Source organism: Arsenicicoccus dermatophilus, from assembly GCF_022568795.1.
GTDB lineage: Bacteria > Actinomycetota > Actinomycetes > Actinomycetales > Dermatophilaceae > Arsenicicoccus > Arsenicicoccus dermatophilus.
Map to the genome: position 1 here is coordinate 1,211,818 of NZ_JAKZHU010000001.1, position 16,129 is coordinate 1,227,946.

General features: G+C 73.4%; 17 protein-coding genes. 8 read left to right on the plus strand and 9 right to left on the minus strand.

What is annotated here, in order from left to right; all coding sequences use genetic code 11:
• Positions 1-45 precede the first annotated feature (45 nt).
• On the minus strand, positions 46-807 hold the full coding sequence (fabI, locus tag MM438_RS05685; protein WP_241451550.1) for an enoyl-ACP reductase FabI: 762 nt from the start codon (positions 805-807) through the stop codon (positions 46-48).
• 32 nt (positions 808-839) lie between these two features.
• Positions 840-1,565 (minus strand): 3-oxoacyl-ACP reductase FabG, encoded by a 726-nt coding sequence (gene fabG, locus MM438_RS05690; protein WP_241451551.1) that lies wholly within the window; start codon positions 1,563-1,565, stop codon positions 840-842.
• A 91-nt stretch (positions 1,566-1,656) separates the two neighbouring features.
• Here fabG and MM438_RS05695 point away from each other — a divergent pair, with 91 nt between their 5' ends.
• Both MM438_RS05695 and MM438_RS05700 read left to right on the plus strand, forming a co-directional pair.
• The gene (locus MM438_RS05695) at positions 1,657-2,022 is read left to right on the plus strand and encodes a DUF3099 domain-containing protein (protein WP_241451552.1); all 366 of its coding nucleotides are present in this window, start codon (positions 1,657-1,659) and stop codon (positions 2,020-2,022) included.
• A complete protein-coding gene (locus MM438_RS05700; RefSeq protein WP_241451553.1) occupies positions 2,019-2,240 on the plus strand; it encodes a hypothetical protein in 222 nt (73 codons plus the stop codon). The genes MM438_RS05695 and MM438_RS05700 overlap by 4 nt, the downstream gene beginning before the upstream one ends.
• Positions 2,241-2,282: 42 nt before the next feature.
• Here MM438_RS05700 and moaA read toward each other — a convergent pair whose 3' ends face one another.
• On the minus strand, positions 2,283-3,320 hold the full coding sequence (gene moaA / locus MM438_RS05705) for a GTP 3',8-cyclase MoaA (RefSeq protein WP_241451554.1): 1,038 nt from the start codon (positions 3,318-3,320) through the stop codon (positions 2,283-2,285).
• A 65-nt stretch (positions 3,321-3,385) separates the two neighbouring features.
• Here moaA and MM438_RS05710 point away from each other — a divergent pair, with 65 nt between their 5' ends.
• From MM438_RS05710 to MM438_RS05720, 3 genes are read left to right on the plus strand one after another with little or no spacing between them, the layout of a single operon-like run.
• A complete protein-coding gene (locus MM438_RS05710) occupies positions 3,386-4,198 on the plus strand; it encodes an SURF1 family cytochrome oxidase biogenesis protein (protein WP_241451555.1) in 813 nt (270 codons plus the stop codon).
• Positions 4,195-4,977, plus strand: coding sequence for a class I SAM-dependent methyltransferase (locus tag MM438_RS05715; RefSeq protein ID WP_241451556.1), 783 nt, complete (start codon positions 4,195-4,197; stop codon positions 4,975-4,977). Before MM438_RS05710 ends, MM438_RS05715 begins: the two co-directional genes overlap by 4 nt.
• Complete coding sequence (locus MM438_RS05720) at positions 4,974-5,792, plus strand: hypothetical protein (protein WP_241451557.1); 819 nt, start codon at positions 4,974-4,976, stop codon at positions 5,790-5,792. Before MM438_RS05715 ends, MM438_RS05720 begins: the two co-directional genes overlap by 4 nt.
• A 4-nt stretch (positions 5,793-5,796) precedes the next feature.
• On the opposite strand, the gene MM438_RS05725 is transcribed toward MM438_RS05720, so the two are convergent.
• Positions 5,797-6,774: an alpha/beta fold hydrolase gene (locus tag MM438_RS05725; protein ID WP_338155508.1), complete on the minus strand. Its 978-nt coding sequence runs from the start codon at positions 6,772-6,774 to the stop codon at positions 5,797-5,799.
• A 60-nt stretch (positions 6,775-6,834) separates the two neighbouring features.
• On the opposite strand from MM438_RS05725, the gene MM438_RS05730 reads away from it, so the two are divergent.
• Together MM438_RS05730 and MM438_RS05735 are read left to right on the plus strand one after the other, a co-directional pair.
• Positions 6,835-7,173: a CoA transferase gene (locus MM438_RS05730; RefSeq protein ID WP_338155509.1), complete on the plus strand. Its 339-nt coding sequence runs from the start codon at positions 6,835-6,837 to the stop codon at positions 7,171-7,173.
• A gap of 127 nt (positions 7,174-7,300) precedes the next feature.
• Complete coding sequence (locus MM438_RS05735) at positions 7,301-7,804, plus strand: GNAT family N-acetyltransferase (RefSeq protein ID WP_241451558.1); 504 nt, start codon at positions 7,301-7,303, stop codon at positions 7,802-7,804.
• A 33-nt stretch (positions 7,805-7,837) separates the two neighbouring features.
• Here MM438_RS05735 and MM438_RS05740 read toward each other — a convergent pair whose 3' ends face one another.
• Positions 7,838-8,029, minus strand: coding sequence for a type II toxin-antitoxin system Phd/YefM family antitoxin (locus MM438_RS05740; RefSeq protein ID WP_241451559.1), 192 nt, complete (start codon positions 8,027-8,029; stop codon positions 7,838-7,840).
• Positions 8,030-8,157: 128 nt separating this feature from the next.
• Entirely contained in the window at positions 8,158-8,832 is a 675-nt protein-coding gene (locus MM438_RS05745; protein ID WP_241451560.1) for a class I SAM-dependent methyltransferase, read from the minus strand.
• A 482-nt stretch (positions 8,833-9,314) separates the two neighbouring features.
• Here MM438_RS05745 and MM438_RS05750 point away from each other — a divergent pair, with 482 nt between their 5' ends.
• On the plus strand, positions 9,315-11,492 hold the full coding sequence (locus tag MM438_RS05750) for a SulP family inorganic anion transporter (protein ID WP_241451561.1): 2,178 nt from the start codon (positions 9,315-9,317) through the stop codon (positions 11,490-11,492).
• Positions 11,493-11,608: 116 nt separating this feature from the next.
• On the opposite strand, the gene MM438_RS05755 is transcribed toward MM438_RS05750, so the two are convergent.
• From MM438_RS05755 to MM438_RS05765, 3 genes are all read right to left on the minus strand, one after another.
• Entirely contained in the window at positions 11,609-13,471 is a 1,863-nt protein-coding gene (locus MM438_RS05755; RefSeq protein ID WP_241451562.1) for an ABC transporter ATP-binding protein, read from the minus strand.
• A 52-nt stretch (positions 13,472-13,523) separates the two neighbouring features.
• Entirely contained in the window at positions 13,524-14,402 is an 879-nt protein-coding gene (locus tag MM438_RS05760; protein WP_241451563.1) for an enoyl-CoA hydratase/isomerase family protein, read from the minus strand.
• 79 nt (positions 14,403-14,481) lie between these two features.
• Positions 14,482-16,080, minus strand: a complete 1,599-nt coding sequence (locus MM438_RS05765; protein ID WP_241451564.1) for an ABC-F family ATP-binding cassette domain-containing protein — start codon at positions 16,078-16,080, stop codon at positions 14,482-14,484.
• Positions 16,081-16,129: the final 49 nt, after the last annotated feature.

Consider the following 16,129-nt stretch of genomic DNA (forward strand, 5'->3'; position numbering starts at 1 on the left):
CCGAGGGGCGCGGGCGCGCACTCTCGCCTGCCGCGGGTCCGCCGACTACTGACCCATCGCGTGCACGCCGCCGTCGACGTGCACGATCTCGCCGGTCGTCGCCGGGAACCAGTCGGACAGCAGGGCCACGCACGCGCGGGCGGCGGGCTCGGGGTCGCTGACGTCCCAGCCCAGCGGCGCCCGGTCGTCCCAGACCCGCTCGAACTGCTCGAAACCGGGGATCGACTTGGCGGCGGTGGTGCGGATCGGGCCGGCGGCGACCAGGTTGCAGCGGATCCCCTGCGGGCCGAGGTCGCGCGCGCAGTAGCGGTTGACCGACTCGAAGGCCGCCTTGGCGACGCCCATCCAGTCGTAGACCGGCCAGGCGAACTTCGCGTCGAAGGTCAGGCCGACGACCGACCCGCCCTGGCTCATCATCGGCGTGGTCGCCACGGCCAGCGCCTTCAGCGAGTAGGCCGAGACGTGCACGGCCGTCGACACGTCCTCCCACGTGGCGTCCAGGAAGGAGAAGGCCCCCTGCGGCGCGAACCCGATGGAGTGCAGGACGCCGTCGAGGCGGTCGGTGTGCTCGCGCAGCCGCTCGGCGAGGGAGTCCAGGTGGGACTGGTCGGCGACGTCGAGCTCGACGACCGGTGGGGTCTGCGGGAGCCGCTTGGCGATGGTCTGGGTGATCTTCATCGTCCGTCCGAAGGACGTCAGGATGACCGTCGCGCCCTGCTCCTGCGCGAGGCGGGCCACGTGGAAGGCGATGGAGGAGTCCATCAGGACGCCGGTGATCAGGAGGGTCTTGCCGTCGAGCATGCCCATGGGACACGTCCTTTCGAGGTATGGCGGGAAGGTCAGTGCCCCATGCCGAGGCCGCCGTCGACGGGGATGACGGCCCCGCTGACGTAGGCCGCCGCGGGCGAGGCGAGGAAGGTGACGGCGGCGGCGACCTCGTCGGCCTGGCCGAGCCGGCCGGCGGGGATGGCCTTGCGGTAGCCCGCGACGGTCTCCTCCGGCAGGACCGCGGTCATGTCGGTCTCGACGAACCCGGGGGCGACCACGTTGGCGGTGATGCCACGGCCGCCGAGCTCGCGGGTGATGCTGCGCGCCATACCGACCAGACCGGACTTGGACGCCGCGTAGTTGACCTGGCCGGGCCCGCCGAAGAGGCCGACGACGCTGGAGATGAGCACGATCCGCCCGCGCCGCAGCCGGATCATGCCCTTGGAGGCGCGGCGGGCGCACCGGAAGGCGCCGGTGAGGTTGGTGTCGAGCACGGCGTCGAAGTCCTCGTCGCTCATCCGCATGAGCAGGGTGTCCTGGGTGATGCCGGCGTTGGCGACGAGCACCTCGACCGGGCCGCCCAGGATCTCCTCGGCGGCGGTGAAGGCCGCGTCGACCGACTCGGTGCTCGTCACGTCGCAGGCCACCGCCCGCAGGCCCTCGGGGGCCTCGCCGCTGCGGCTGGTCACCACCACCTGGTCACCCTGCGCCACGAAGGCCCGGGCGATCGCCAGCCCGATGCCCCGGTTGCCTCCGGTCACGAGCACGGTGCGGGGCTCGGGTCGGTCGGTGCTCATGGTGCTCCTCGTCAGGGTCGAATCGCCTTGCCCGGGGACGCTATAGGACTACCGAGCGGTAGTCCCCACCGCGGAGTCGTACCCTGGTCGGGTGTCCGCTCCCGATGTCTCGCCCCCGACGGTCCACACCGTCACGACCGCGCGCCGGTCGTTGGCCGAGGACCAGGACATGCGGATCAGGCGCTACCTGCTCTCCATGGGCATCCGCACCGTGTGCTTCGTCCTGATGTACGTCATCGACCACCCGATCCGCTGGATCTTCCTGCTCGGGGCGGCGGTGCTGCCGTACCTCGCGGTCGTGCTCGCGAACGCCGTCGACCACCGCAGCGAGGGCGAGCTGCAGCCGGTCGACCACTCGCGCACGGCGATCGGCGTGCGATCCGAGGGGGTCCTGGAGGGGCGGGTCGTGGACGACCCGGCTCCGGGCGGTGCGACCCGGCAGGACGAGTGGGTATGACGGAAGGCCTGGGTGGTCCCCCGCCCGGCGAGCCGCACCGCTGCTCGGCCCGGGGCTGCCGCGCGGACGGGACCTGGGAGCTGCGCTGGCGCAATCCCACGCTGCACGCCCCCGACCGGCGCAAGGTGTGGCTGGCGTGCGAGGACCACAAGGAGCCGCTGTCGCAGTTCCTGTCGATGCGGGGCTTCCTGCGCGAGACCGAGCCGCACCGCGCCTGACCGCGGCACCCTCCACCGTGGGCGGGCGGGCGCTGTGGCGCGTCAGCCGCCGATCGCGGACATGGGGCGGTCGGGCTGGTGGAAGTCGGGCTCGCCGATGCCGTGGCCGCGCCGCTTGACCCGCATCTCCCCCGTGATCAGCGCCTTCAGCTCGTCGTCGCCGGCGTCGTCGCGCAGCGGGCCGCGCAGGTCGGTCTCGGTCATCGAGAACAGGCAGTTGCGCACCTGGCCGTCGGCGGTGAGGCGGGTGCGGTCGCAGTCGCCGCAGAAGGGGCGGGTGACGCTGGCGATCACGCCCACCGTCGCGGGGCGCCCGGCGAGGTCGGAGTGTCCGACGACCTCGAAGAGCTCGGCCGGGCTGCTCCCCCGCTCCGACGCGGGGACGGGCGCCAGGTCGAAGCGCTCGGTGAGCCGGGCGAGGATCTCGTCGGCGGTGACCATGCGGGCCCGCTCCCACCCGTGCTGCGCGTCCAGCGGCATCTGCTCGATGAAGCGCAGCGAGTAGCCGCGCTCCAGGCACCAGGCGAGGACGTCGGCGACCCCCTCGTCGTTGATCCCGCGCATGGCCACGGCGTTGACCTTGAGGGGCGTCAGCCCCGCCGCGGCAGCGGCCGCCATACCGGCCTCCACGTCGGCCAGCCGGTCGCGCCGGGTGAGCTCGCGGAAGGTCGCGGGGTCCACCGTGTCCAGGCTGATGTTGACCCGGTCCAGCCCGGCCTCGGCGAGGTCGGCGGCCACCCGGGCCAGGCCGACGCCGTTGGAGGTGAGGGCGATCTGGGGGCGCGGCTCGAGCGCGGCGATGCGGCGGACCACGTCGAGCAGGGTGCGGCGCAGCAGCGGCTCGCCTCCGGTGAGCCGCACCCTGGTGACCCCCAGCTCGACGAACAGCCGCACCAGGCGCACCAGCTCGTCGTCGGTCAGCATCTCCGGGCGAGCCATCCAGGGCAGCCCCTCGGCCGGCATGCAGTAGGTGCAGCGCAGGTTGCAGCGGTCGGTCACGGACACGCGCAGGTCCCGGGCGACCCGGCCGAAACCGTCGACGAGGGCGCCGCGGGGTCGGGGATCCGGGAGAACAGACATAGGCTCCACAGTATGCGTCGCGAGCCCACCCTGCGGACCTCGTCCGTCCTGGGTCACCAGGTCCGATGATCCAGACCCTGCGCAAGCCGCGCTGGCTGCGTGCCCTCGCGGGGGCCTTCGTCTTCATGCTCGCCTGCGTGTGGCTCGGTCAGTGGCAGCTGGGTCGCTACGAGCACAAGCAGGCCAAGGTCCGTGCCATCGACCGCAACTACGCCGCCCCCGCGGTGCCGCTGCGCGAGCTGCTGCCGACGACCACGACCGGCGTCGACGACCAGACCCTGTGGCGGCAGGTGCGGGCCGAGGGGCGGTACGACCCGAATCCCCTGCTCGTGCGCAACCGTCCGCGCGACGGCGAGCGCGGCTACGAGGTGGTGTGGCCGCTGCGGCTGACCGACGGGTCGGTGCTGCTCGTCGACCGCGGCTGGCTCGCGGCGGGCGAGGGCGCCGCCTCCCAGCTGCCCGCCGTGCCCCCCGCGCCGACGGGCCCGGTGACGGTGACCGGCTGGCTGCGCTGGGGCGAGACCGACCTGGACAAGGCGCCGGCGCGCGGCCAGCTCGCCTCGATCAACTACACCATCGCCCAGGAGCAGATCAGCGGGCCGGTCAACCACGCCTACCTCGTCCTCGCGGCCGAGAACGCCACCAAGGCCGGCGACCCCGCGACCGGGCTCGCCGCGCCGCCCGGCCCGGACCGCGACCAGGGCTGGAACAACATGTCCTACTTCGGGCAGTGGTGGCTCTTCGGGCTCGTCGCGATCGCGATGGTGCTCTATGCCGCGCGCCGCGAGCACCTGGAGGAGCAGCGGGCCGCGGGCGGGCTGCCCGCCCGGCCGGTCACGCCCAAGAAGGTCCGCATCTGGGACGAGGAGGACGAGTGAGCGAGCAGCCGCGAGGTCTGTCCGAGGAGCGCGCCCGGCTGGGGGCGGCCCTCGCCGAGGGCGGGCAGCGGTATGCCGAGCTGCGCCCCACCTATCCGCCCGAGGCGGTCGCCTGGGGTGTCGGTGACTGCCCCGGCGACGTCGCTGACCTGGGCGCCGGCACCGGCAAGCTCACCGGCGTGCTCCTCGACCTCGGCCATCGGGTGACCGCCGTCGAGCCCAGCGCCGACATGCTCGCGCAGCTGCGCACGGCATACCCCCAGGTCGTCGCCCGCCAGAGCCCGGGAGAGGCGACGGGGCTGGCGGACGCGAGCTGCGACGCCGTGACCTACGGTCAGGCCTGGCACTGGGTCGATCCCGGGCCCGGCTCGGCGGAGGCGGCACGGGTGCTGCGGCCGGGCGGACGGCTGGTGCTGATCTGGAACGTCATGGACCTGCGGGTGCCGTGGGTGGCCGGGCTCGACCAGACGATGCACTCGATACAGGGCGGCTACGAGCCGCGCGGCGAGTCCGCGAGCGACGTCTCGGCGGCGTGGTTCGCGCCCGGCGAGTGCGAGACCTTCGGCTGGGAGCAGGCGACGACGGCCCGGACGCTGGCCGAGCTGGTCACCACCCGGTCCTACTACCTCGCGCTGGAGCCCGACCGGCGCGCGGAGCTGGCCGAGCGCGTGCGGACGTACGTCGCCAGCTGGTGCGGCGGCGTCGACGACCGCGAGGTGCGGCTGCCGCACGTGACCAAGGTGCACCGCTTCCCGCTGCTGACCGGCGCAACGACGTGAGGACGACCGCCCACACCTGTCCCGGCGTCCCCGGGCGCGCCAACGAGGACGCCGCGTGGCACCGCGACGAGGTCGTGGTCGTCGTGGACGGTGCCGGGCTGCCGCCGCACCTGCTGGCGGGATGCTCGCACCCCGTGGCGTGGTACTCGACCCACCTGGCCGCCGCGCTCGGGACTGCGATGCAGGACCGGCGAGCTCCCTTGCGGGAGGCGCTCGCTCGCGCCATCACACAGGTCCGGGACCGGCACGCGGACAGCTGCGACCTGGCGGCGGGCTCCCCGTCGGCGACGGTTGCGGCCTGGCGCACCACCGCGGACCGCACCGAGATCGAGGGCCTGGTGCTGTGCGACGCCTCCCTCGTGGTGCTCACCCCCGCGGGGCCCCGGCAGCTCACCGACGACCGTCTCGCCGAGGTCATGGCCCGGGCGGTGACCGAGCGCGCGGTGGGCGGCGTCCCCGCACCCGAGGGCCTCACCGACCGGGAGCTGCACCACTGGGCGCTGGAGGCCACCCGCAACGTGCCCGGTGGCTTCTGGTGCGCCCACCACGACCCGCTGGCCGCGCACGAGGCCCGCACGGTCCGGCACAAGCGCTCGCAGGTCCTCGGGGTGGTCGCGGCCTCGGACGGGGCGACGCGGGCCTTCGACCTGCTGGGGACGCACACCCTGGAGAGCTGGACCCGGGCCTGCCTGGACGACGCGGTGCCCGACCTGGTGGCGCAGGTCCGGGCCGCCGAGGACGCCGCCGCCGACGACCTGCGCCGGCGCGGGATCAAGGTGCACGACGACCTCACCGTGGTCTGCACCCGGCTCTGAGCGATCAGCCAGGCGTATGCCGGGTGACGAGCTCGTCGTTGGCCGCGCGCCAGTGCTCCACCATGCAGACGCCGCCGTGACCGTCGCCCTCGTCGACGACCAGCCGGGAGCCGGGCCACGCCTGGTGGAGCCGCCACGCGGTGACGGCCGGGCTGGAGACGTCGCGCCGCCCGTGGATCAGCACACCGGGTATGCCGTGCAGCCGGTCGACCTGGTCGAGCAGCGGCGGATCGCAGAAGCCGTCGTGCGACCAGTAGTGCGCGGTGAGCCGCAGGAAGGCGTGCCGGAAGCGGTCGTCCGCCCAGCGCGGGTCCCGTCGCAGGCCGCCGGTGCCGATGGAGATGTGGGTGTCCTCCCACCGGGCCCACTCGTGGGAGGCCGCGTCGCGCACCTGCGGGTCCGGTGACTCCATGAGCCGGGCGTAGGCCGACACCAGCCGTCCCTGCCCGCGCCGGTAGCCGATCCCCGCGGCCTCGGCGTGGCCGGCGAACCGGTCCCACGCCTCGGGAAAGATCGAGCCGATGCCCTCGGTGATCCAGTCCACCTCCTCGCAGCTGGTGGTGGTGACCGCGAACAGCACCGCCCCCAGGACCCGCTCGGGGTGCGTCACCGCATAGGCCAGCGCGAGGGTCGACCCCCAGGAGACGCCGTCGACGATCCACGCCTCGACGCCGAGGTGGTGGCGCAGCAGCTCCAGGTCGGCGACCAGATGGGCGGTGTCGTTGGTCGCCAGGGACACGGCCGGGTCGCTCGCGTGCGGCCGGGACAGCCCGCAGCCGCGCTGCTCCAGCCCGATCACCCGGGTCCGCGCCAGGTCGAAGCGATGGCGGTAGGCGCCGGCGCCGAGGGTCCCGCCGGGTCCGCCGTGCAGGTAGACCGCGGGCACGCCGTGCGCGGATCCCCACTCCTCCCAGTGGATCTGCTGGCCGTCGCCGACGTCGAGCAGGCCCTGGGCGACGGGCTGGTCCTCGGGGTGCACCACCTGATGAGACCACATCCGCCGGGCGCGCGCCCGGGAGGCATGGTCGCCTGCCATCGTGTCATGGACGCGGCGCCGGGACGCTGGTGGGGCGGGCCGCTCGACGTGGAGCGGCTGGCCTGCTCGGCGTGGGGCGAGCGCGGACCGTGGGGCACCCGAGCGGGATTCGACTCGATCGTGCAGGCGGCCTCCGGGATCGCGATGGTGTGCGCAGCGGCGGGCGGGCGGCCGGGGGCGTTGCCGGTGCAGGCCCTCGACCACGCGACCGGCCACCAGATGGCGGCCGAGGTGCTGCGGCTGCTCGCCCAGGCGCGGGCGGGTGTCCTGCGGATCAGCCTGCTGGGGGCGGCCCGCGAGCTGCTCGCACGGTCGCCGTGCCGTCGCCATACGGCCCGGTCGTGACGGCCCCGCCCCACCCTGACCCTCGACGGCGCCACCCTCGAGCGACCCGTGGGCGGGTATGCTGCGACGAGCGTGACACTGGGACCGGCCCCCACCTGTCCCGCCCTCCCGGCGAAGGGAATCACCCATGACCTCAGACCTGCTCGGCGTGAACCCGCAGACCGCGACGACCGAGGACGGTCCCCCACCCCGCGTCGCCCTGCGCCCCCTGGAAGCGGCGTCCACGACGGCGCTCGCCGTGCTCTACCTCGCCAGCTATCCGCCCGGGATCGCCGCCGCCGACATGGATGAAGCCGTGGCGGAGATCGAGGCCACCTTCCGCGGCCAGCACGGCGTGCTGAGGTCGGACGCCGGCGCCACCGCCTGGTCCGCCGACCACCCCGTCGGCGCGGTTATGGTCGTCGAACGCTCCATCTGGGACCCGGGGCTCGCCGGACCCTTCGTGATCGAGCTCTTCGTGGCCCCGGAGGCGCGCGGGCTCGGTGCCGGGCGGGCCCTCATGGCTCACGCGATCCAGGCCTGCGCACGGGCAGGCGACGCCGCGCTCAGCCTGCGCGTCGGGGAAGGCACCTCACCTGCCGCGATGGCGATCTACCGCAGCCTGGGCTTCGCCCCTCCCCCGGTCGTCTGACAGATCTGGCGGGCCGGGAGCGACGACGGCGGGTCAGCGCCTGGTCCAGCGGCGCCAGACGACGGTGCCGAGCATGGGCCGGCTGACGATCGCCAAGGTCTCCTCCAGGGACGCGAGGTCGTCGGCGATGACGACGACGGCCGCGGGCTTGCCACGGCGGGTGATGACGACCCGGTCATGCTGGCGCTCCACCTGATCGACGACCTCCGACAGGTGGTTCTTCACGTCACGCAAGGCCATGGAGGCTTCGGGGAGGTTGACCGGGCAGAGGCGATCGAGGTGAACCGCCCAGGCGTCGTCATGGGCCGATCTCCCTCCGTACTCAACGACTCGTCAAGGTGTTGCCGACAAGTTTACGGGGGTGCCCGAGCCGGGCAGCGGGTGGTGCGGCGTCGGGCGATGAGCACGGCCTGCGGGTCCGACTCCCCTGCCACCGGCCCGCGCTCGAGGTGGCTGACCACGTCCAGGTCGTGGCGGGTGACCTGCTCGACCATCGTCGCGAGCGTGCGGTGATAGCGGCGCATCGTGACGTCATACCCAAGCGCCCGGAAGCCCTCCCCCACCTGCCGCACCCCGGTGCCCACCTGCCAGGCCACGAGCAGGCATCCTCCTCGACGCAAGACGCGCCGCAGCTCGCCCACGATGACGTCCAGGACCTCGTCGGGACTGTGGATCGTGGAGTACCACGCGAAGACCCCGTCGAACTCCTCGTCACCCCAGGGCAGCTCGGTGAGGCTGCCGACGCGCACCGGATGGCCGGGGTGGTCCTGCCGCGCCCGGCGCACCATCTGCGGCGACAGGTCGATCCCCTCCGGCATGCACCCGAGCGCCGCGAGGTGGGGCAGCATCCGTCCGGCGCCGCAGCCCGCGTCCAGGACCCGCCGGGGCTCGGGGAGCAGGCTCACGAAGTGCTCGATCATGGCCAGCTCGATCGGCTGCTCCGGCTCGGTGCTGGGGACGTGGTCGGCGTAGACGTCCGCGACCAGGTCGTAGGCGGCGCGGGTCAGGTCCTCGGCGGGGTGGGGCACCTCCCCAGTCTCCCTCGGCGCAGGGCGACGTCGACCTCGGCGGCCACGGCCTCGACCATCGTGAGGCGCCGCTCCGTGCGTCCGGCATGCGTATGCCGGTAGGAGGCGACCGTCACCAGCCCCGGGCCGACGACGGCTCCCGCCCGGACAGGGATCCTGGTGCGGGGCCGACCGGTGTCGGGAGCGTCCGGCGTGCTTCGTCGACGACCCGGGCGGCGGCGTCGGCTGATCGTGCGGGGACGCCAGGTCGCGGTGCTGCCGGCGGCAGACGGACGGTGCGCACCTGGCGAGGGCAAGAACGCGTCACGTGGCGCAGACCACTCCGGAGGTCGACGCACCGGGTCCAGGAGGGGCTTCGCGACGATGAACGAAGGTTCACCTAAGTGAACTCCCGTGTCTCGCGAACGCTGTTGGTACTCAAGAGATTACCGTGAGCGCTGGCCAGCGACCGCTGGACCTGTGCGCTCACGAAGAACGGACTCATGGAACTCACTCGCTCGCACTCCTCGACACCTCCACCCGCGTGGCGTGCCGTGCTGCGGTACGACCTGCCCGCCTCGTTCGTCGTCTTCCTCGTCGCTGTTCCCCTGTCGCTCGGGATCGCGGTCGCCTCCGGGGCACCGATCGCGGCGGGTCTGCTGTCCGCCGCTGTCGGCGGCATCGTCGCCGGCCTCCTGGGCGGCTCGCAGCTGCAGGTCAGCGGTCCGGCTGCCGGGATGGTGGTCGTCGTGGCGGGCATGGTGGCCGAGCACGGATGGCCCGTCGTCGCCGCAGTGACCCTGGGCGCAGGAGTGGTGCAGATCCTCCTGGGGCTCACCGGTATGGCGCGCTACGCGCTGGCCATCCCGCCGGCCGTGGTCCACGGCATGCTCGCCGGCATCGGGGTCTCCATCTGTCTCGGTCAGAGTCACGTGCTGCTCGGCCAGACCAGCCGGTCCACTCCGCTGGACAACGTCCTTGCGCTTCCGGGCGCCCTCTCGCGCACCGATGTGCAGGCCGCGGCCCTGGGCCTGGTGACCATCGCCGTCCTGGTGCTGTGGGATCGGCTTCCCGGCCGGGTCAAGCTGCTGCCCGGCCCCCTGGTCGCGGTCGGCCTCACGACCGCGGTGGCTGTGCTCCTCGGTCTCGACGTGCCACGTCCGACCCTCCCGGAGAACATCCTGGACCTGACCTTCGTCCCCCGCCTGAGCGGGGTGGACCCGGCCCAGGTCGTCGTGGCCGTCTTCACCGTCGCCCTGCTCGCCAGCATCGAGTCGCTCCTGTCCGCGGTGGCCGTGGATCGGCTCCATCAAGGCCCCCGCGTCGACCTGGGGCGCGAGCTCGTCGGTCAGGGAGCGGCCAACGCACTGTGCGGAGCCGTCGGCGGGCTCCCGGTCACCGGCGTGATCGTGCGCAGCTCCACGAACGCCCTCGCGGGCGGCCGCACTCGGGCCTCGGCCGTGCTGCACGGCGTCTGGGTGCTTGCCTGCTCGGTCCTGCTGGCCTCCGCGGTCGAGGCGATTCCCCTGGCCGCGCTCGCCGGTCTGCTCATCCACGTGGGCGCCAAGCTCGTGAACCTCGCCCACGTGCGGGAGCTGTCGGCGCACCGGGACCTGTGGCCCTATCTGGCGACGCTGGGTGGTGTGGTCCTCCTCAACCTCGTCGAGGGTGTGGTGCTGGGGCTCCTCGTGGCCTTCTGGTTGTTGCGGCGTCGGGCCAGCTGGCACGGTGTCACGACGCACACCAAGGGCGAGGAGACGGTGGTGCGGATCCGCGGCTCCATCGGCTTCCTCACCGTGCCGGCCCTGGTCTCCGGCCTCCAGCAGGTGCCCCCGGGCGGGCGAGCCCGCGTCGTCATCGACGTGGAGTACCTCGACCACGCCGCCATCACGGTGCTCGAGGACTGGATCGCCGGGCATCGCGGCTCCGGTGGCGAGGTCGCGATCGAGGAGGCCGGGACTCCCTGGCTCTCTCAGGCGCAGGCAGGTGAGCCGATCGTGCGCCGTGAGCCCCACACCGGGACGGTGCGCGAGCGCGTCCGCGCCTGGTGGCACCGGGGCCACCACGCGGGCGACTCGCCCGTCCTCGCCGGGGTCGAGGCCTTCCACGCCGAACGAGCGCACGCCGTCGGTCCGCTCGCCGAGCTCGCCCAGGCCCAGTCGCCCACGACCCTGTTCATCACCTGCTGCGACTCCCGGGTCCTGCCCCACCTGATCACCGCCAGCGGCCCGGGTGATCTCTTCGTCGTGCGCTCGATCGGCAACATCGTCCCCCGGTGGGAGGGCGGGGCGATCCCGGCCACCGGATCTTCCGTGGCGGCGGCGATCGAGTATGCCGTCTCCGTCCTGCACGTCCGGGAGGTCGTCGTCTGCGGACACTCGTCCTGCGGGGCGATGCAGGCCATCGCCCACCCCGAGCTGCCGCCCGGTCTGGAGGCGCTCGAGCACTGGCTGCAGTCCGTGGACGCAGATCTCGACCGCGCGGCGGAGGCCGTGCGCAGCGGCACCTTGTCGGTGGACGACCTCGCCCGCCACAACGTGATGATCCAGGTGGACAACCTGCGTCGGCACCCGGTGGTCAAGGACCACCCCGACCTGCGGGTCATCGGTCTCTACTTCGACATCGGCGAGGCGACCGCTCACGTCGTCTCCGACTCCGGCGCGACGGTGGTGGTGGGCTGACCCTGCAGGGCCGCGCAGCCGCAGCTCCGGGGCCCGGCCCGCGCCGAAGAGATCGTGGAGGCTCCTGACCGGATCGCGGTCAGGAGCCTCCACGATCTCGACGGGCAGCCGGCCGACTACTCGGCGAACTGGGTGCGGTAGAGCTCGGCGTAGAGCCCGCCGCGGGCGAGCAGCTCGGCGTGGCTGCCCTGCTCGGCGACGCGGCCGCCCTCGACGACGAGGATCACGTCGGCACCGCGGATGGTGGACAGCCGGTGGGCGATCACCAGGGCGGTGCGCCCGTGCAGGGCCGTGTCGAGCGCGCGCTGCACCGCGGCCTCGGACTCGCTGTCCAGGTGCGCGGTGGCCTCGTCGAGGATCACCAGACCGGGGCTCTTGAGCAGCAGCCGGGCGATGGCGAGGCGTTGCTTCTCCCCGCCGGACAGCCGGTGGCCGCGGTCGCCGACGACCGTGTCCAGGCCCTCCGGCAGTCTCCGCACCAGCTCGGCGACCTGCGCCGCCTCCAGCGCGGCCCACACGTCCGCCTCCGCGACACCGGGCCGGGCGTAGTCGAGGTTGGCCCGGATCGTGTCGTGGAAGAGGTGCGCCTCCTGGGTGACCATGCCGACGACGTCGTGCAGCGAGTCGAAGGACGCCTCGCGCAGGTCGACGCCGCCCACCCGGATCACCCCCGAGGTGGGGTCGTAGAGCCGCGCCACCAGCGAGGTGATCGTGGTCTTGCCGGCGCCGCTCGGCCCGACGAGCGCGACCAGCTGGCCCGGCTCGACGTGGAAGGTCACGCCGCGCAGCACCTCACCGCCCGCCGCCCGGTCGCCGGTGGCTCCGCCCTGCTCCAGGGACTCCAGGGAGATCTCGTCGGCCCCGGGATAGCGGAACACGACGTCGTCGAAGTCGACGGCCACGGCGCGGTCCGGGATCGCCGCCGGGTGGGCGGCCTCGCGCACCAGCGGCTGCAGGTCGAGCACCTCGAAGACCCGCTCGAAGCTCACCAGAGCCGTCATCACGTCGACCCGGACGTTGGACAGCTGGGTGAGCGGGCCGTAGAGCCGGCCGAGCAGCGCGGCCAGCGCGAGCAGGGCGCCCACGGACAGGGACCGGTCGATCGCCATGAGTCCGCCGAGGCCGTAGACCAGCGCGGTCGCCAGCGCCGCGACGAAGGTCAGCCCGGTGAAGAAGAAGGTGCGGTTGAGCGCGATCTTGATGCCGATGTCGCGGACCCGGCCGGCGCGCGCGGCATACTCCCGGGCCTCGTCTCCCGGCCGCCCGAAGAGCTTGACCAGCAGGGCACCGGCGACGTTGAACCGCTCGGTCATCCGGGTGCCGAGCTCGGCGTTGAGCCCCATCGACTCGCGCGACAGACCCGCGAGCCGGCGCCCCATGAGCCGCGCCGGCACCAGGAAGACCGGCAGCAGCGCGACCGCCGCCAGCGTGAGCACCCAGGACTTGCTGGCCATCGCCACGAGGATGAACGCGACCGACACGACGTTGCTGACGGTCGAGGACAGGATGGTGGTGAAGGCCTGCTGCGCGCCGATGACGTCGGAGTTGAGACGGGTGACCAGCGCCCCGGTCTGCGCGCGGGTGAAGAACGCGATCGGCTGGGCCAGGACGTGGCTGAACACCTGGGTGCGCAGGTCGTAGATGAGCCCCTCGCCGATCCGCGCCGAGAACCACCGCTGCGCCAGGGCGAGGACGGCGTTGAGCACCGCGATGCCCGCGACGACCAGCGCGAGCGTGACCACGACCCGGCGGTCGCCGGGCAGCACGCCCTCGTCGACGATCCTGCCCAGCAGCAGCGGGGTCGCGACCACGAGGGCGGAGTCGAGCAGGATCAGGACGAGGAACACCGCGATCGGCGTGCGGAAGGGCTTGGCGTAGCCCAGGACCCGCCGCGCCGTCCCGGGCGCCAGCTTGCGGTCCTTGACCGAGGCGTCCTTGGTCAGCGACCGCATCATCTGCCAGCCGCCCGGCATGCTCATCGCGTCACCTCAGGGGCGTGCGCAGCCGGGTCGTTCAACCGCCGTATGCCGGTCAACCGCGTCCACCCTCCCCACTGGCCTCGGCCCGCGCCGCCACCTGCGGCTGCCCGCCCACCTGGGCCCCGGCAGGGGGCCCGACCTGAGCCGGCGGCTGCCCGCCGGCGTGGGCCCGGGCGAGGGCGGCGAGACGCCGGACCTGGGCCTCCCGCTCGACCCGCAGCTGGGTGTCGAGGTCGGCGTCGACCGCGGAGGCCAGCAGCGGCTTGAGCTCGCGCAGCGCCCCGGCGGGTGCCTCGAGGAGGGCGGTGACCAGGTCGTCGGTGGTGGCGTCCAGCTCGGGGCGCGGGACGACCACGGTGGCCAGGCCGATCGCCTGGGACTCGGCGCCGCCCACGACGCGGCCGGTCGCGCAGATCTCCAGCGCCCGGGCGAGCCCGACGAGCCGGACCAGGGGGCGGGTGCCGCCCAGGTCGGGCACCAGCCCCAGGCCGGTCTCCCGCATCGCGAAGGCCACGTCGTCGGCGCACACCCGCAGGTCGGCGGCCAGCGCGAGCTGGAAGCCAGCCCCGATCGCGTGCCCCTGGACGGCGGCGACCACCGTCTGCGGGATCTCCTGCCACACCCGGAAGGCACGCTGGAAGCCCGCGATCGCCTCGGCCGCCCCCGCCGGGTCACCCACGGCCAGGCGCACCAGGTCCGGCTCTCCCGGCATACCTCCTGGCGCCAGCAGGCCGCGGTGCAGCCCGGCGGAGAAGCTCTCCCCCTCGGCCCGCAGCACCACCACGCGCACCGCCTCGGGCAGCTGCTCCCCCACCTCGGCGAGGGCGGCCCACAGCGAGGGGGTCTGGGCATTGCGCTCGGCCGGGTTGGCGAGCGTCACCGTCAGGACCGGGCCGTCGGTGTCGACGCGCAGGTGCGGGTGCTGGGCCATGGCGTCACCCTAGTCCGACCTGCCGACATACCCCCCGGTGCCCGCGAGGGGCCGCACCCAGCCAGGCAGCATCGCCGGATCAGGCCAGCGAGATGAGGTCGAGATACTCCGCGCCCCACAGGTCCTCGACCCCGTCGGGCAGCACCAGCACCCGCTCGGGCTCCAGGGCCTCGACGGCGCCCTCGTCGTGCGACACCAGCACCACGGCCCCGGCGAAGGTCCGCAGCGCGCCGAGGATCTCCTGCCGCGAGGCCGGGTCCAGGTTGTTGGTGGGCTCGTCGAGCAGCAGCACGTTGGCCGAGCTGACCACCAGCAGCGCGAGGGACAGCCGCGTCTTCTCGCCGCCGGAGAGCACCCCGGCGGGCTTGTCCACGTCGTCGCCGCTGAACAGGAAGGAGCCGAGCACCTTGCGCACCTCGGTCTCGCCGAGGTCGGGGGCGGCGGACTTCATGTTGTCCAGGACCGACCGGTCGGTGTCGAGGTTCTCGTGCTCCTGGGCGTAGTAGCCGATCTTGAGGCCGTGGCCGGGCAGGACCTCGCCGGTGTCCGGGGTGTCCACGCCCGCGAGCATCCGCAGCAGGGTGGTCTTGCCGGCGCCGTTGAGGCCGAGCACGACGACCTTGGAGCCGCGGTCGATGGCCAGGTCGACGTCGGTGAAGACCTCCAGCGAGCCGTAGGACCGGGACAGGCCGCGCGCCATGAGCGGGGTCTTGCCGCACGGCGCGGGGTCCGGGAAGCGCAGGTGCGCCACCTTGTCCTGCTGCCGCTCACCCTCGAGGCCGTCCAGCATCCGCTCGGCGCGGCGGGCCATGTTGTGGGCGGCGGTGGCCTTGGTGGCCTTGGCGCCCATCTTGGCGGCCTGGGCGAGCAGGGTGGAGGCCTTCTTCTCGGCGTTGGCCCGCTCGCGCTTGCGGCGCTTCTCGTCGGTCTCGCGCTGGGCGAGGTAGGCCTTCCAACCCAGGTTGTACTGGTCGATGGTGGCGCGGTTGGCGTCCAGGTGGAAGACCTTGTTGACCACCTGGTCCAGCAGGTCGACGTCGTGGCTGATGACGATCAGCCCGCCCTTGTAGGTCTTGAGGTAGTCCCGCAGCCAGACGATCGAGTCGGCGTCCAGGTGGTTGGTGGGCTCGTCCAGCAGCAGGGTCTCGTTGCCGGAGAACAGGATCCGCGCGAGCTCGACCCGGCGGCGCTGACCGCCGGACAGGGTCGACAGGGGCTGGCCCAGGATGCGCTGCTCCAGGCCGAGCGCCGCCGCGATGGTCGCCGCCTCCGACTCCGCGGCATACCCGCCCGCCGCGTCGAAACGCGCCTGCAGCTTGGGATAGCGCTCCATGGCCGCCTCGTGGGTCTCCACGTCGGCCGATGCCATCGCCCCCTCGGTCTCGCGCATCTTGCGCACGATCACGTCCAGGCCGCGGGCCGACAGGATCCGGTCGCGGGCGAGGACGGCCAGGTCACCGGTGCGCGGGTCCTGCGGCAGGTAGCCGACGGTGCCGGAGCGGGTGACCTGCCCGGCGGCGGGCTGCCCCTCCCCGGCCAGCACCTTGGTGAGGGTGGTCTTGCCGGCGCCGTTGCGGCCCACCAGCCCGATCCGGTCGCCCGCCGCCACTCGGAAGGAGGCGTGGTCGATGAGGATCCGGGCGCCGGCGCGCAGCTCGATGTCGGTCGCGGCGATCACGTGTGGGGTCCTTCGTGAGGGGTTCGTCTGGCAGGTCCCGAGGATGGGT

What these genes read in the sequence shown, in the direction of transcription:
- MM438_RS05755 (WP_241451562.1), bottom strand. Translation starts at nt 13,471, where the DNA reads ATGAGCATGCCGGGCGGCTGGCAGATGATGCGGTCGCTGACCAAGGAC.
- fabG (WP_241451551.1), bottom strand. Translation starts at nt 1,565, where the DNA reads ATGAGCACCGACCGACCCGAGCCCCGCACCGTGCTCGTGACCGGAGGC.
- MM438_RS05735 (WP_241451558.1), top strand. Translation starts at nt 7,301, where the DNA reads ATGACCTCAGACCTGCTCGGCGTGAACCCGCAGACCGCGACGACCGAG.
- moaA (WP_241451554.1), bottom strand. Translation starts at nt 3,320, where the DNA reads ATGTCTGTTCTCCCGGATCCCCGACCCCGCGGCGCCCTCGTCGACGGT.
- MM438_RS05750 (WP_241451561.1), top strand. Translation starts at nt 9,315, where the DNA reads ATGGAACTCACTCGCTCGCACTCCTCGACACCTCCACCCGCGTGGCGT.
- fabI (WP_241451550.1), bottom strand. Translation starts at nt 807, where the DNA reads ATGGGCATGCTCGACGGCAAGACCCTCCTGATCACCGGCGTCCTGATG.
- MM438_RS05710 (WP_241451555.1), top strand. Translation starts at nt 3,386, where the DNA reads ATGATCCAGACCCTGCGCAAGCCGCGCTGGCTGCGTGCCCTCGCGGGG.
- MM438_RS05700 (WP_241451553.1), top strand. Translation starts at nt 2,019, where the DNA reads ATGACGGAAGGCCTGGGTGGTCCCCCGCCCGGCGAGCCGCACCGCTGC.
- MM438_RS05730 (WP_338155509.1), top strand. Translation starts at nt 6,835, where the DNA reads ATGGACGCGGCGCCGGGACGCTGGTGGGGCGGGCCGCTCGACGTGGAG.
- MM438_RS05760 (WP_241451563.1), bottom strand. Translation starts at nt 14,402, where the DNA reads ATGGCCCAGCACCCGCACCTGCGCGTCGACACCGACGGCCCGGTCCTG.